Annotated in this window: 10 protein-coding genes and 1 tRNA gene; 7 read left to right on the plus strand and 4 right to left on the minus strand. The window is 41.1% G+C overall.

The genetic code is table 11. The features are described from left to right. Positions 1–313 (minus strand): transposase (locus EZ444_RS23805; protein WP_165503713.1); only part of this gene is annotated, 313 nt, incomplete at its 3' end. A 176-nt stretch (positions 314–489) separates the two neighbouring features. Between EZ444_RS23805 and EZ444_RS23810 the strand changes: the two genes are divergently transcribed. Further along, positions 490–561 (plus strand) — tRNA-Arg (locus EZ444_RS23810). A 93-nt stretch (positions 562–654) separates the two neighbouring features. Continuing rightward, the gene (locus EZ444_RS23815; RefSeq protein WP_131612081.1) at positions 655–1,425 is read left to right on the plus strand and encodes a DUF2310 family Zn-ribbon-containing protein; all 771 of its coding nucleotides are present in this window, start codon (positions 655–657) and stop codon (positions 1,423–1,425) included. Between the two features lie 718 nt (positions 1,426–2,143). Here the strand turns inward: EZ444_RS23815 and EZ444_RS23820 are convergent. Beyond that, positions 2,144–3,721, minus strand: a complete 1,578-nt coding sequence (locus EZ444_RS23820) for a TROVE domain-containing protein (RefSeq protein WP_131612083.1) — start codon at positions 3,719–3,721, stop codon at positions 2,144–2,146. An 87-nt stretch (positions 3,722–3,808) separates the two neighbouring features. Then, on the minus strand, positions 3,809–5,263 hold the full coding sequence (locus EZ444_RS23825) for an RtcB family protein (RefSeq protein ID WP_131612085.1): 1,455 nt from the start codon (positions 5,261–5,263) through the stop codon (positions 3,809–3,811). 102 nt (positions 5,264–5,365) lie between these two features. Here EZ444_RS23825 and EZ444_RS23830 point away from each other — a divergent pair, with 102 nt between their 5' ends. From EZ444_RS23830 to EZ444_RS23840, 3 genes are all read left to right on the plus strand, one after another. After that, positions 5,366–6,409 carry a helix-turn-helix transcriptional regulator gene (locus EZ444_RS23830; protein ID WP_131612087.1) on the plus strand — a complete coding sequence of 348 codons (1,044 nt, stop codon included), beginning with the start codon at positions 5,366–5,368 and terminating at the stop codon, positions 6,407–6,409. A 148-nt stretch (positions 6,410–6,557) separates the two neighbouring features. Continuing rightward, positions 6,558–6,785, plus strand: a complete 228-nt coding sequence (locus tag EZ444_RS23835) for a hypothetical protein (RefSeq protein ID WP_205945342.1) — start codon at positions 6,558–6,560, stop codon at positions 6,783–6,785. Between the two features lie 220 nt (positions 6,786–7,005). Next, the gene (locus tag EZ444_RS23840; RefSeq protein ID WP_131612089.1) at positions 7,006–9,342 is read left to right on the plus strand and encodes a glycoside hydrolase family 95 protein; all 2,337 of its coding nucleotides are present in this window, start codon (positions 7,006–7,008) and stop codon (positions 9,340–9,342) included. On the opposite strand, the gene EZ444_RS23845 is transcribed toward EZ444_RS23840, so the two are convergent. Further along, a complete protein-coding gene (locus EZ444_RS23845) occupies positions 9,339–10,223 on the minus strand; it encodes an AraC family transcriptional regulator (protein ID WP_131612091.1) in 885 nt (294 codons plus the stop codon). The genes EZ444_RS23840 and EZ444_RS23845 overlap by 4 nt on opposite strands. 504 nt (positions 10,224–10,727) lie before the next feature. Between EZ444_RS23845 and EZ444_RS23850 the strand changes: the two genes are divergently transcribed. After that, positions 10,728–14,012, plus strand: a complete 3,285-nt coding sequence (locus tag EZ444_RS23850) for a SusC/RagA family TonB-linked outer membrane protein (RefSeq protein ID WP_131612093.1) — start codon at positions 10,728–10,730, stop codon at positions 14,010–14,012. A gap of 21 nt (positions 14,013–14,033) precedes the next feature. After that, entirely contained in the window at positions 14,034–15,971 is a 1,938-nt protein-coding gene (locus EZ444_RS23855) for a RagB/SusD family nutrient uptake outer membrane protein (protein WP_131612095.1), read from the plus strand. Position 15,972: the final 1 nt, after the last annotated feature.

Here is a 15,972-nt window from a genome sequence, read left to right on the forward strand (position 1 = left end):
AGCCACGTATTACACTCGGATAAGAAATCTTAAAGGCAATCTGAGCCTGCTTAACGCTCATTCCTGCTTTTATAGCCCGGATGACCGACCGCTTTTCTCCGGCGGTATAACGCTTGTGCTTGGCTATGCCTGAACCATATTTGGCTATCCAATCAATGAGCGTACCGGGGCTCATACCATAATCATTTACCAGATCTCTGCGAGGAACGCCTTGTTCCGCCAGATCAACAATATGCGCTATTAAACGCTTATCAAAGCGCTGTTTATTATTCCTACGAGAGGAATAAAGAAATTCCGTTCCTTTTGTTTCCATACACTGTTTTTAGTGTATAGCTTTTTTAGGAATCGACAGAAATTTCTGCCCTGGAGTGTGTTGGATGAGGAAAAGGTTGTTGCAGAAATTGTTTAAAGTACTTTTAGAAGCGAAAGGTTTTATTATTATATTTGCGGCTTGGATTTTAAGTTTTATTGATCTAAAATTCAAGATTTGGTCCCGTAGTTCAACGGATAGAATAGAAGTTTCCTAAACTTTAGATATGAGTTCGATTCTCGTCGGGACCACAAGATTAGCAAGCCTTTGGATTAAAATCTGAAGGCTTTTTTATTGGCATATCTTTTATATCTTAGGTATTGGTATAAAAAGGGTATCATTTAATGTACAAGCAAAAAATAGCGATAACTATAAATTCGGATTTTGATAAAGAGAAATTATATGATGAGTTCATCATGTTAATGAGCAGTCTTTGTCGAACGGGCCAAATTATGGGTGGGGTTGAATCTCCTTATGTCGCAGGAAATGAATTAATTTGTTATCAGACTACTCTGGAACGAAACTCGTTGGATACAGAATGCAATAACAAATGGGTCAATCTTAGAATCAAAAACTTAGAGGAGGGATGTAATTCTAAATTGAAGATAGAAGTTCTTGGAGAGCATGTTCCATTTTATAAGGATGTTTGTACTTGCGATCAACACGATTCGTATTTGTTGTTTACGACATATTTGAATGAAAGCTCACCAGTTGATTGTGGCACCTGTGGCGGCTCGGTCCCTATTTATAAGATAAAAGGTTTGACTGATAAAGAACAGACTGATATCGAGTCTTGGGAAGGGGATTATGTCTCATGTGATAACTTGAATATGGGTTGTAACGTTGGAGAAAAATGGGCGATAAAACAAATGTCGGATCCTAAATCTCAACTTTCGCAAGTTGGCAGGGATATTTGTAAGAGAGTAACTGAATTGACAGGAGTGCCTACATATTATTATCTTTTCAACTATCAAGCTATTTCAATTGCAAAGGATAAATTGAGGAAATGTCCTTCCTGTAATGGAGACTGGCTGTTGAATGAAAAGTGGTTGGCATTCTATGATTTCAAATGTGACAGATGTAAATTAGTCAGTACATTGACAAGTAGAAGTTGATTGTACATTTAAACCTTTATACATGTTTGAGTTATAAGATTTACTCCTCCAAAAAGCAGGATGGGTAAAAAATATTTTAATAAAAGGGCAAAAAGCAACCGGGGTTTTTTTAGACTACTGCAATTACTTGCAGGCAGAATTTGAATCTGCACCTTTCCCTGCGGGGAACATCATACCGAAGTATCACCAGTTTACGGCACCTTTTATTTTAATGAGCAATAAATTAAAAGAAGAGCAACAATTAACCAGTGTTTGGTTTTTGCGTGACAGGCGAAGTAACACTGATCTACGGCATCTTCTTTATTTATTAAGGGCGATCAAAATTCAACATGCGTTTGTACTGCTCTACCAACTGAGCTACACTGGCTAAACCAATGACCGGGATCGAACCGGTGACACGAAGTAGCGCATGTTTACGGCACCTTAATACTTTAATTTCTTTAAAAAGAAAGGCGAAAAGCAATAAGTGATTCATCCCGTTCGTAGCTAAAGCCCGACAGCGGGTCTTGGTCGAAGTAACACTCATTTACGGCACTTTCTTTTATATTTTATAAGGAGCAACTGGTGATTCGGGACGGGGGACTGCATTTGGGACTCGAACCCACAGCATTGTCTGTGCAACACAGCCCACCCCCTCAATGGCGCGAAGTAACCCGTTTCTACGGCATCCTTATTAATCTCTTTAAAAGTATGGGGTGGAGAACACCCCATACTTAGTTTATAATTCTATTTTATTGATCGCATCCAATGCCGAGTCACCATTTTCCAAAGCTGTTAATACTTCAAAAACTTTATCACTCCAGCCCGCTATCAGGTAAACGTCATTGCGTAATATTTGCAATGGCGCTTGTCCATAACCTTGTAAGTCGAACAGGTAGAGTTTAGCCGCTGGCGATACCTCTGCCTTATAGCGCAACCATAAAGTCTGTATATCACTGCCTGATGCTGACGAACTGTTCCACAACTGGCCATCTGTGAATAGCATCACTTTGTCCATCCTGACCTTACGAGACAATATATCCTTGATTACCAAATGACCGTTGGTAGCGTAGCCAACTTCACCTTCGCGGCGATAAAACTCCTGCACATTGGCCAATATGTTATTACGTGGCACTGTGATCGTTTTCCAGGAATCACCAAACATTCCAACCTCAACGTTTTTACAACGTGAATGTAAGAGCATCGCAAGCATCAATCCCACATCGTACAGCAAGATTTTAGACTTTGCCGACACAGGTTTCTGCATTGATCCAGAAACGTCGCAGGCTACCAGCACGCTTGTTTCATGGTCAAAACCCTTGATGTTCGCCGCGCTTGCCTGAACAGCTTTTTCCAAAGCATCCAGCAAGTCACCAGTGTATCCTTTGTTCCCGCCTTGCACCAATGCCACTATTTTCTTTGCCAGGCTTTGTACTGGTGCAGTCGGATGGATCAGCTCGCGATATGCCGCAAGGTAACGGAATGGAAACTGCTTTGCTTTTGCCACTTCTTCGGCATCGGCCAAACGTGCGCATACCTTTTCAAAGTGTATATAGCTCACACGAGCTTCTTGAATGTTACGCAAGTTCCTCAATAAGGCCATATAGCCCAGCTTGCCGCTATCTATCAATTCCTCCCATTTGGCGCGAAGCGCAATAGCTTTGGCTTCATCACTGTCAAAATTCAATTGGCCTAATGCTGATAATTCAGTCTCCCAGGTATAAGGCGTTTTCAAATCACCCGTCACTATTTTGTTAAAGAGTAATTGTTGCAAGTCATCCTTTGCCTTAGGGTGAACCAGAAACAAAGCATCACGCAGTTTGATAGCACCATCGCGGTTGTATTTACCAAATTGATACTCGTCGAAACGGTTAAATGCACTTGACAAGCCTTTTTGCAATTGTTTTGATAAACGGTTTAGCCTTTTAGTACCTTTACGCTCATTCAGCAATTCGTAGCAAGCCAATAACTCTGTAATCTCGTCTGCTCGACCAATTACACCGTCAGTAACTCTGGCGACGAGATTATCGCCAGAGTGTCGCTTGGCCAATTCGGTAACCAGCATCAGTGGTACCGAACGCATATACATTTTAGTTCGGGCATATATAGCTAGCTTACCCACAAATAATGGTTCGCATTTGGCTATTAACAGGCGAAGACGTTCCAGTCTTACTTCATTTTTTTCGTAAAAGGAATCATTTAAGCTCCAGGTAACCACGGCAGCGTATAATTCCATCTCTGGTGTCATCACAAATGCTTTTGCGCCTTCATGGTTTACCGTTTGATTTTTTGTTCTGCTTAATAGATTGAATTTCATAATGACCTCCTTTTTTCTTTCCTTAACACAAAGGTTGAAAGCAATTGCGCAGTGTATCTGCGCAGTAAAAATTATTTTAAATTATTTTTAATCTTCTGGTTTTTCTCTTGCATCAGCCATTCTCACAATCCTTGGCTCAAACTTCGCAAGTACTTCAACCAGGTCATTTTGCGCAGCCATTACCGCATGGATATCTTTATAGGCCATCGGCGCTTCATCAACGTCACTACCCATCAGCGTAATTCGTTTCTCCACAAGATTGGCCGCAATTAAATTTTTGTCCAATGTTTTAAAGGCAGCGCTTCTACTCATTAAGCGACCTGCACCGTGACTGGCGGAATTGATGCTTGTTGCGTTACCTTTTCCGCGCACTAGAAAGCCAGGTGTACTCATACTTCCAGGAATGATCCCCAAAACACCTTCGCCCGCCGGTGTGGCACCTTTACGGTGTACCATTACCTCAGTGCCATCTGCCAGTTGTTCTTTCCATGCAAAATTGTGGTGGTTTTCTATCCGGGTAATCGGATTGACTCCCAAAGCACGGGCGATCTTATTATGGATCTCATGGTGGTTTGCACTTGCATATTCACCAGCGAGATTCATAGCTATCCAGTACTCTTGTCCCTCATCCTTATCCAGATCTAACCAAGCCAAATGTTTGGCTTCGGCAGGAAGTTTTGTTTTAACCATGGCAATTTTACTATAGTGGTCTGCTACAGCGCCGCCAAATCCACGTGAACCCGAGTGTGACAACAATGCCAGATATTTACCTGCAGGAATACCAGCTAAGACACCCTCGGCTATAGTTAACTCACCCCATTCCACAAAGTGGTTCCCGGTACCGCTTGTACCCAATTGAGCATAGGCCTTATTTTTCAATGAGCGGATCACCTTGGTTTCGTTCCAGGTCTTGCTGTCAAACAATGAACTGTCAAAATATGATTTGGTGGTACATCCCATACCGAAATAAGTATTGTCAACTAATATGTTTTTCAGCTTGTCAGCTTCAGTATCAATAGCTTCTGCAGGTATGTCAAATATGCTTAAGCACATGCGGCAGGCAATATCGACTCCAACAGCAAACGGAATAATCGTGTTAGCAGTAGTAGCCAGTACGCCACCGATAGGAAGGCCATAACCTTGATGTGCATCCGGCATAAGGGCACCAGCAACTGCGATAGGTAGTTGTACCGCGGTTCTCATTTGTGCCAAGGCCCCCACCTCTATATGTTCCAGTCCCCACACCGGAAACTCGGCTATTTCTTCTTTCAGCTTAAAATTGCTGCGTTCTTGCTTTACAAACTTACCTTCCTTACGCAGGGCGATTACATCCTCGGCAAGGTTCTTAAACTTGCCGCCTTTCTTTAATGCGTAAGGCATCGGGTCGTCGATCAGTGCTTCTAAATTGGCAAGGATTTCAGATTTACCCATTACGTTATGTTTCAATAAACCATTGGCCACGCGGCTGAAGTTTACCAGGATTTCTACATCGTTGATACCTAAAGCCTTTAATTCGTTGTTACCGATTTTCTCGTTTTCCATGACTGTTTTATTATTTATTGATACAAAGAAATATAGCATCTGCGCAGTGTATTTGCGCAGATCAAAATAATTCATAAATTCATAAAAATAATTTCAGATTAGATGCCAGTCAACAGAAATGCCCTCATCCGTTACCGTACTATTGACCAATGCCTTCAAAACCGCTATAAGAAGTGGACGCTCGACGACCTGATCGCTGCATGCAGTGATGCGATCTATGAATATCAGGGCATTGATACCGGAGTAAGCAGAAGAACTGTACAGGCTGATATGGAAATGATGCGCAGTAATAAGCTTGGCTATGAGGCGCCGATTATTGTAGTCGATAAAAAGTATTACACCTATAGTGATAAGAATTACAGCATCACCAATAGTCCGTTAAACCAGCAGGACATGCAGGTGCTAACTGAAGTAGCTGGTTTATTAAAGCAGTTTAAGGGGTTTAACCATTTTGCTGATTTGAATGAAATGGTGAGTAAGCTGGAAGATAAAATCTATTCGGAGAAGACTCATAGCGCTCCGGTAATAGATTTTGAAAGAAATGATAATCTGAAAGGGCTCGAGTACATTGAAGTGATACGAAAAGCAATCGTAGCAAAGAAAACTTTGTGCTTAACCTATCGGTCATTTAAGGCAAGGGATTCCAATACCTTTTGTTTTAGTGCATATTTATTGAAGGAATACCGGAACCGCTGGTTTGTATTGGGGGTGCAGCATAAGAAAAACGGGGGGCTATACAATCTGGCGTTGGACCGAATACAATCTATTGAGGACGAGGAGCAACCTTACAGGGAAAATACGACGCTTGATCTTTCAACTTACTATAATGATACGATAGGGGTTACAAAATCCCCTGGTCAGCGCGATTGCGAGGTTGTATTCTGGATAGATAACGACAATGCACCCTATGTAATTACCAAGCCCTTACATCATACCCAAAAGCTGTTAAAGGAAGATGAAACAGGTAAGGTGTTCAGTATAAAGGTGGTTTTAAATTTTGAGCTAGAACGGGAGCTATTAGGCTTTGGCGCTAAAATGAAAGTATTAGGGCCGAGGATTTTGGTAAAGCAAATGAAACTGCAACTACAAAAAACGATTGATCGCTATAATACACTTGAAGATTGTACGATTAACATGAAGAGTTAATAAGACTTCTATGTTTGAGCGTCATTTTTTGTATTCATGATCAGCTTCGATATGTAAAGAGACATCTCAGCCAAGGCTGTTTTTGTTTCTCCTTAATTAAAGGTCTACTTTATTGCTGCGATTTCAAAAGTATTTGTAATTTGGTATAATGAAAACGCTGTTCTATTTCCTTTTTTTTATGCTCATCAGCATATCCTGTTTTGCAGACTCAACACAACAGGTAAAAAATACGGTAGCGTACAATGGCATAGGTATTGGTAGTGCACTTGCAGTTTCGATTTGCTGGTCAAGGACGCATTCGGTGCTAACTTCTGCTTTGGCAGGTTTGTTTGGCTGGCTATATGTAATCTATTACTTGATTATTAGGGAAAGGTAAGCTACATGAAATTCTTGGCGAGTCCTTCGCCATTATTCATCAGTCAGGCAGTTCGTAGTTTACGAGATTTGAGAAAGATCCTACAAGGCTCTCTAAAAAGGCAAGAGGTTGATTTTTTTCGGAGCCATTTGGTATGCTCATAAAGTCCATCGAATTGAAATGTTAATCCATTCTTTATATTCCTTTTAGGGATAAATTTGCATCATTACTTAATAACCTTATGACTATAAATTATAAATGCTTCGGTATTTTTATCTTTTTTTGGGTTGGAATACATCAAATATCTTTTGCACAGCGTAAACCGCTCCAGCTTTGGTATAGCAAGCCTGCAATGGTTTGGGAGGAGACTTTACCTGTAGGTAATGGAAGGTTGGGGATGACTCCTGATGGTGGGGTGTTCTCAGAGAAAATCATATTGAATGACATTACGCTGTGGTCAGGAGCACCTCAGGATGCTAATAATTATAATGCTTATAAAGCACTTCCTGAAATTCGCAGATTGATCGCTGAAGGGAAAAATGATGAGGCGCAGGCTTTAGTCAATCAATCATTTGTTTGTACCGGAAATGGCTCTGGTTCGGTACCTTTCGGCTGTTTTCAGATGCTTGGTGAATTGAGCCTTGATTTCAACTATAAAGCTGGGGTAAAAGAATATACAAATTATAACCGGTATTTGGCTTTAGGCGATGCGCTAATCCATAGTAAGTACCGTATAGATGGCGTAAATTATACGAGGGAATATTTCTCCAGTTTTGATGATGACGTAAATGTGATCCGGATTACAAGTGATGTCCCGGGTCGTTTGAATTTCAGCATTGCACTTAACAGACCTGAAAAGGCAGATATTAGGGTAATTGGCAACGAGTTGCAGATGTATGGTACCCTTGACAGCGGAACACCAGATCGGGGAATGAGTTACCTGTCCGCTGTCCGCGCAGTACTCAAAGGTGGAAAACAAACAGCAAAAGACAACCGTCTGGTTATCGAAAATGCGACTGAGGTAATCATTTACGTTTCGGCAGGTACGAGTTACAAAAATAAAGACTTTAGTGCCAGTGTGGCTGCGATGATGGCCAAGGCTGTAAAAAAGGACTATTTAAAACAAAAGGAAGCACATGTTGCTAATTTTCAGCGGCTCTATAACCGGGTGTACCTTGAACTTGGGGGAACCGACCTTAGTCATGTGCCGGTCAATGAAAGGCTAAAAAACTTTCGTTTGCATCCGGAGGCTGATAATGGGCTGCCGGTATTGTTTTATCAGTACGGAAGATATCTGGCTATTTCCAGCACCAGGAAAGGTTTATTGCCGCCCAATTTGCAGGGACTTTGGGCGAATCAGATCCAGACACCCTGGAATGGTGATTACCATCTGGATGTAAATGTACAGATGAATCACTGGCCAATGGAGGTGAGTAACCTTTCTGAGCTGAACCTTCCTCTGGCCGATCTGGTAGAAGGTATGGTTGCTCCGGGGCAGCGTACAGCTAAAGCCTATTACGATGCACCGGGATGGGTTGCACATGTGATCACCAACATATGGGGTTTTACCGAGCCGGGTGAAAGTGCTTCCTGGGGGGCAACTAAAGTTGGGTCGGGTTGGTTATGCAGTAACTTATGGGATCATTATGCCTTCACTGAAGATCATGAATATCTACGGAAGATTTATCCGGTGCTAAAACAGGCAGCACTGTTTTACAGCAGCATGCTCATTAAGGATGTTAAAAGCGGCTACCTGGTCACTTCCCCTTCTTCCTCACCTGAAAATACTTTTTATTTACCTAACGGTAAAACCGCCAGTATTTGCGCAGGCCCTACAATTGACAATCAGATTATTCGTGAATTGTTTTCGAATGTAATTACTGCCAGCAGGATACTGAAGACGGATCAGGATTTCGCCACGGAACTGGAACGGAAATTAAGCCATGTGCCGCCCGCAGGAATTATAGGAAAGGATGGGCGGTTATTGGAATGGATGGAAGATTATAAAGAGACTGACGCTCAACATCGTCATATTTCGCACTTATATGGTTTATTTCCGGCAGCATTGATCACATCCGATGGCACACCTGAACTGGCTGAGGCTTGTCGCCGAACCCTCGATGTGCGGGGTGATGATGGGCCTAGCTGGAGTATCGCCTACAAATTGCTGTTCTGGGCACGTTTACACGACGGCGAGCGTAGTTATAAGCTCTTTAAGGAACTGCTTAAACCCACTTTGCGTACGGATATTAATTATGGAGCAGGAGGTGGGGTATACCCTAATTTGTTATCTGCAGGTCCGCCTTTCCAGATTGACGGTAATTTTGGAGGAGCTGCGGGGATTGCTGAAATGCTGATTCAGAGCCATACGGGAAAAATTGAGCTGCTCCCTGCTCTTCCGAATGCCTGGAAAGCTTCGGGGACAGTGAAGGGCTTAAAGGCAAGAGGAAATTACACCGTAGACTTTTCATGGAAAGATGGAAAGGTTACCACTTATCAGGTCCGTTCGGTAAAAAATAAAAAAGTAAAAGTACTGGTAAACGGAATAACCAGGGAAGAAAAGGTAAGCCCTAACTAACGCTTATAGGCTTTTCGGTAGGCAGATGGCGACGTGCCGATCAATTTTGTGAACAATCGGGAAAAGTAATACTGATCGTCTATACCCAGTAATGCACAGATTTCTTTAATACTTTTATCCGTAAAATAAAGATATTGGCAGGACTGCTGTATTTTAAGCTGGTTCAGATAGGCAATTGGCGATTGTCCTGTTTTGGCTTTGAAGCTCCGGAGGTAGTGGGAAATGGATAAGTTTTGTTCATCGGCCAGCGCATTAATGCTAAGTTTTTTGTCCAGGTTAATTTTCATATAGGCGATGGAGTTACTCACCATGTCTATGCTGTAAACTGCTGGATTGATGTCTCTGTAGTAAATGAATGAAGTTAGGAAATAAAGCGATCGGAAATTCATAATTTCCATATCACGGGAACTGAAGCTTCTGTCGAGCGTATTAAAAATCTGGTCAAATGACTTGATCCGATATTGCTCGAATGGGATGGAATGTACATGGAACGCGCCGTCGATCAAAGAACGCTCGTAGAGCTTACGTGAGTTTGTGCCGCTAAAATGCAGCCAGTAAATACTCCATGGAGCTTTGTCTGAACTATAGTAACGATGTGGGGTGTTTTTTGGAATAATGAAAAAAGTATTCGCCTTTAGTAGGTATACTTCATCATTCATTTCTATTTCGCCCTCTCCGTCTATACAATATAGGAGGATAAATTCACTCGCACCCCGTGGACGTTCGCACTCATGACCATCGGCATGTGGATAATAGCCTAAAGCTGTGAGGTAAAAGGAACTGATCAACGGGTTTTCTTTAATCTCTTTTCTGATATTTGGAGTTAAAACAATCATTCTCTGTCCAAGAAAACCTTCCATGATTTTTTTTTGTTCTTCCATTCTATTTGGTTAGGGGTGATACAAATATAACCTAAACATTTGCATATGAAAAGAGTATATTATCCATTATTACGATTAATTTATACATTTTTCGATAAGCTGAATATGATAGCTTAATGTTTAATCACAGGTGTATCTTGATTTTAAGCTAATCATCTATGGACAAGCTACTTTTGGTGAAAACTTGAAGTGGCTTTTTTTGTGATAAGATTTTTTCTAATGGTATTTACCGCAGGAGTGTTGAAATGATTTTATTGTCCATCATTATGGTTAATTAGTACATTTTCTGACTGCCGATTATCGAATAGCTTTACTTTACCAAATATAAACTTAAACCACTCGTTATGACCGCTATTTTTATTCCATTTAAGATCTGGACAATTGATGATCTGCTTTTACAGGCATTTAGTTTTTTGTTTGTAACGCCGTACTTATTCGTACGCGCCTAATCCCTATATCTCTAACGCACACACTAAACTGGTTAAAAAAACTTAATTCATATTTATGAAATACATTTACATTTTTAGTAAAGGTCGATGGGCATCAGCATGGCTGCTGTTATGCTTTTTTACGATTGTGGGGAATAAGGCCTACTCACAGGAACCTGTAAAGATTACCATTATTGGTACGGTAATGGATACATTGAACAGGAAGATTCCGGGAGCAACTGTAGTTGTCGTAGGCAACTCCCAAATTGGAACCCAAACCGATGCAAATGGTAAATTTGTGCTCGATGTAAATGAGGGTGTTATCCTTCGGGTCTCTTATGTTGGCTACAAGGAAAAGCGTTTCACCGCTTCGTCCGCTAACAAAGTTGTAACCATTCAGTTGCTAGAAGATAACATGCTGGCCGACGAGGTAGTTATTACAGCAATGGGACAAAAGCAGCGAAAAGAGGCTGTGGTAGGCTCGGTAACCACCATTAAACCTGGTGATTTAAAGATCCCTGCAAGTAACTTGACCACGGCACTTGCAGGGCAGGCTGCAGGTATCATTGCTTATCAGCGCAGTGGACAACCAGGGCAAGATAATGCTTCCTTCTTTATCCGGGGGGTAACTACCTTTGGTTATAAGCAAGATCCTTTAATCCTGATCGATAATGTAGAGTTGACCTCAAATGATCTGGCTCGTTTGCAGCCGGATGATATTGCTAGTTTCACTATACTGAAAGATGCCAGTTCAACAGCACTTTATGGTGCCCGGGGGGCCAATGGTGTAATTCTGGTAAGTACTAAAGAAGGTAAAGAGGGAAAGACTAATATTAATTTTCGTTCAGAATATTCGTTATCCCAATCTACCCAAACACTTAACCTGGTGGATCCTATTGAATACATGAACCTTTATAATGAGGCTTCATTAACCCGTGATCCGGCTTTGCCTTTACCGTTCGCGCCAATAAAAATACAAAATACAAAAGCTACCCTTGCAGGTGCACCAGGCAGTAACCAATATGTATATCCTGCGGTTGATTGGATAGGTATGTTGTTTAAAGACAGGGCTACGACACAACGTAATAATCTAAGCGTTAGTGGCGGGGGTGGTGTGGCCAAATACTATATTTCAGGCTCTTATAATGTGGATAACGGAATTTTAAAAACAGATATACGTAATAATAATAAAAACAACGTTAATTTCAAGAATTACCAGTTGCGTTCAAACATTAATGTTAACCTCTCTAAATCTACCGAACTTATTGTGAGGCTTTCAGGCACTTTTAGTGATTACAACGGACCGATTACTTTAGATGGTTCCTTTGCATCTGATCTGTATGCCATCGCCTCACACGCCAGTCCGGTTGAGTTCCCGGCCTATTATCCTGCTGATGAAGCCAATGCCGGGGCTAAGCATATCCTGTTTGGAAACGTAGGCGGACCGAATGGAACGCAAAATAATAGTATTCTTTATCCAAACGGAAATCCGTACGCGCAACTGCTGAAGGGGCACAAAAACTCGTCTGAATCGCGTATGTCTGCACAGCTGGAGCTTAATCAGAATTTCGATTTTATAACGGAGGGCCTTAAATTAAGAGGCATCTTTAATACCAATAGGTATTCTTATTTTGATTCCCAGCTTTCATATACTCCTTATTTCTATAGTGCAAATGGTTATGATAAAATAGCTAATACTTATTCCCTATCCTGGCTTAACCCTATGAAGGGATCGTCATTCGGCAATGTGCCTACAGAATATTTAGTGTATAGTAAAAATGAGCCTAATGCCAATTCCTTCTATTATATACAGACTGCTCTAGACTATAACAGGAAGTTTGGAAACCACACATTAAGTTCCACTTTAATCGGTACCGCACAGCAGACCTTATATTCAAGTGCTAAAGATCCAAGAACAGAGACAACTACTTTACCTTATTCTTTGCCGTTCAGAAATCTTGGTTTGGCAGGCCGGGCAACCTATTCATTTAAGGATAGATATTTTGTCGAGTTTAACTTTGGCTACAATGGGTCTGAACGTTTTTCCGATAACAACCGGTATGGTTTTTTTCCTACAATTGGTGCGGCTTGGGTGCCGTCAAACGAAGCTTTTTGGAAGCAGAACGATATTGTTAACCGTTTAAAGATCCGATTTAGCCATGGTCTGGTGGGTAACGATGCGATTGGTTCACAACGGTTTTTCTATCTTTCAGATGTTGAGTTGAATGGGGGTAACTTTGCTCAGTTTGGTATCAATAACCAAAATCAGTTAAACGGTGTAACCATCAGAAGTTATGCCAATTCCAACATTACCTGGGAAACCTCAAGGCAAACCAATTTGGCAGCAGAGGTTACTTTGCTGAAAAACTTAAATCTTATTGCCGAATTTTATAAAAACCACCGTTATGATATATTACGCAAGCGAAACATACCTGCGACTGAAGGTTTCGAAGCGGATGTTTTAACCAATCTGGGGGTGGTTGATTCAGAAGGTATAGACTTATCACTTGACTATAAACAAAATTTTAACAGTGGCCTGTGGGCTGCAGTTCGAGGCAACTTCACCTATTCCACAAATAAATATACGTATATAGAAGAACCCAATTACCCTGAAACCTGGAGACATTTTATGGGTCAGCCAATTAGCCGTGGCTATGGATTTATTGCAGAACGTTTATTTGTTGATGATGCTGAAGTTGCCAATTCGCCTAAGCAGCAGTTTAATACGGTTGATGCTTACGACAATAAAATTCTGGGAGAGCTGCCAAAAGCAGGTGATATTAAATATCGCGATGTAAATGGAGATGGAAAGCTTGATGATTTGGATATGGTATTCATGGGCTATCCAACTACTCCTGAAATCGTTTACGGCTTTGGTCTTTCAACAGGCTATAAAGGGTTTGACCTGTCGGCATTTTTCCAGGGGCAAGCGAGGGTATCGTTCTTTATCGATCCAAAAAAGGTAAGCCCATTTTTAGAACGTAATGTAAAATATGTAGAGGGCAGGGCGCAAGTATTACAGGAATTTGCGGACAGTCACTGGTCAGAAGAAAATCAGGATCTGTATGCAACTTATCCGCGTTTAGGCACGAGTAATTCTATAATTGCCAACAATTTACAATCCAGCTCCTGGTGGCTCAGAGACGGTAGCTTTATCCGGTTAAAATCACTTGAAGTTGGATATACGCTGCCAAAAAACATTTTAAAATCGTTAAGGGTTTCAAACTGCCGCTTTTACTTTAATGGATTGAACCTGGTAACCTGGAGCCCATTTAAAATATGGGATCCGGAGTTGGGAGGCAATGGATTTGCTTATCCAATACAAAAAGTGTTCAATTTCGGCTTAAACGTAAATTTATAATTGTCAATAAATACAAAAGATATGAAATTCTATTATAAACTGACTTGCGTTGTTGTGCTATGTATCACAGGCCTGTCGTGTAAAAAATTTCTGGATGTCGTTCCCAATAATGTGGGTACGCTTGATTACGCCTTTTCAAATAGAAATGAAGCAGAAAATTACCTTTTTGGATGTTATAATACTTACCAGAATTTAAACCGGGAGGTCGAAAATAATGTTGGCTTTGTAACGTCTTCAGAAATTATCTATCCGCTTGGCCTCGATGATCATCCTTTTAACACAATTAAATCACCGGGCTTTAAACTGATCAGAGGGGGCATACAAAATGCATCAGACCCCGTAATTGACTACTGGACTGGAGGTAACGGTGGCCAGGCGCTTTATCTTGCCTTAAGAAGATGTAATATCATGCTCGAAAATATTGATAAGCCCTTTGATTTGAAAGAGCCTGAAAAGAAAAGATGGATCGCTGAGGTTAAATTTTTAAAAGCATTTTACCATTACTATTTAATCAGGTTATATGGGCCGATTTCATTAGCTAAAGAGAACAGGGCAATTGATGGGTCAATAGAAGCAACAAAAGTTAAAAGGGCCACCGTTGATGAATCCTTTGCTTATGTAAACCAGTTGTTAGACGAAGCTATACCCGATTTGCCTGCCGTGCTCACAAATAGACTTTTAGAGTTAGGAAGGCCTACCAGATCTATCGGTATGGCTTTAAAGGCCGAAGTATTAATTACAGCTGCAAGCCCCTTATTTAATGGTAATCCTGATTATGCTAATTTTAAAGATAAGGATGGTATAAATCTTTTTTCAACTACAGTTGATCCTCAAAAATGGGCATTAGCCGCCAAAGCTTGTAAAGACGCTATTGACGAGGTCATAGCACGGGGCGGGGATTTATATAACAGGATTCCTACTGATAAAGTAAATGATGTTTCCAACGAACTGAAACAAGTGTTAAAACTGCAATCGGTTATTACTGAAAACTGGGATCAAAACCCGGAGTTGATTATTTCCTCACAGTATGATTTTGCTTATCAGGGCTTTATCTTCCCTAAACTTAATCAGGAGTCGGTTTCTTTGGGTAACAGCTATCCTTCAAATTGGTCAGTACCAATTTCTACTACCGAGTTGTTTTACACCAAAAATGGTGTGCCTATAAATGAGGATAATAGTGGTGTGTTTGATTACACCAACAGAAATAGTTCCCAGTTTGGCGATGATGCGAACAAGCATTACTTAAAACAAGGCTATGAAACTGCAAAAGCTAATTTTAACCGTGAACCAAGATTTTACGCAGCTCTAGGTTTTGACGGTGGTATCTGGTTTGGCAATGATAAGGGAAATGAGAGTGAGGCAGATTACGTACAGGCCAGGGGGGCATTCGCACTTGCGGGACCTAAAAGTACATACGCCACAAATGTTACCGGATACTGGCCTAAAAAACTAGTTCACTATAGATCTATCATGAACCAGCGTGTCAGTTTTGCTAATTTTAAACTACCTGTTATGCGTTTAGCTGGTTTATATTTATTATATGCCGAGGCGCTGAATGAAGAAGGAATGGCCTCTAAATCAGATGTTTTATTATGGGTAGATAAGGTCCGTACCAGGGCCGGCTTACCTGGGGTAGCAACTGCATGGCAAACATATTCCAATAGGCCAGGTAAGCCTGATACTAAAGAAGGCAGAAGAGAGATCATCCGTCAGGAAAGAAGAATAGAATTGTGTTTTGAAGGCCAGGCGGGTTGGGATTTGCGGCGTTGGAAGGAGTTGCAGGGCGTGTTGAGCAGACCTTTGCAAGGTTGGAGTATAAATGAAGGGGCTGCAGCAAATTATTACAGACCCAGAACAGTAATGGTTCCAACTTTTGGATTAAAGGATTATTTATGGCCGATAAAAAATACTGAAGTCGTTGTAAATGAAAAGCTGGCTCAAACCATCTATTGGAAATAGT

This window comes from Pedobacter hiemivivus (assembly GCF_004331685.1).
Classification (GTDB): domain Bacteria; phylum Bacteroidota; class Bacteroidia; order Sphingobacteriales; family Sphingobacteriaceae; genus Pedobacter; species Pedobacter hiemivivus.

Excerpts from the sequence above, each read along its gene's own strand:
- EZ444_RS23840 (WP_131612089.1), top strand. The coding sequence starts at position 7,006 with ATGACTATAAATTATAAATGCTTCGGTATTTTTATCTTTTTTTGGGTT.
- EZ444_RS23845 (WP_131612091.1), bottom strand. The coding sequence starts at position 10,223 with ATGGAAGAACAAAAAAAAATCATGGAAGGTTTTCTTGGACAGAGAATG.
- EZ444_RS23850 (WP_131612093.1), top strand. The coding sequence starts at position 10,728 with ATGAAATACATTTACATTTTTAGTAAAGGTCGATGGGCATCAGCATGG.
- EZ444_RS23855 (WP_131612095.1), top strand. The coding sequence starts at position 14,034 with ATGAAATTCTATTATAAACTGACTTGCGTTGTTGTGCTATGTATCACA.
- EZ444_RS23820 (WP_131612083.1), bottom strand. The coding sequence starts at position 3,721 with ATGAAATTCAATCTATTAAGCAGAACAAAAAATCAAACGGTAAACCAT.
- EZ444_RS23835 (WP_205945342.1), top strand. The coding sequence starts at position 6,558 with ATGAAAACGCTGTTCTATTTCCTTTTTTTTATGCTCATCAGCATATCC.
- EZ444_RS23825 (WP_131612085.1), bottom strand. The coding sequence starts at position 5,263 with ATGGAAAACGAGAAAATCGGTAACAACGAATTAAAGGCTTTAGGTATC.
- EZ444_RS23830 (WP_131612087.1), top strand. The coding sequence starts at position 5,366 with ATGCCAGTCAACAGAAATGCCCTCATCCGTTACCGTACTATTGACCAA.
- EZ444_RS23815 (WP_131612081.1), top strand. The coding sequence starts at position 655 with ATGTACAAGCAAAAAATAGCGATAACTATAAATTCGGATTTTGATAAA.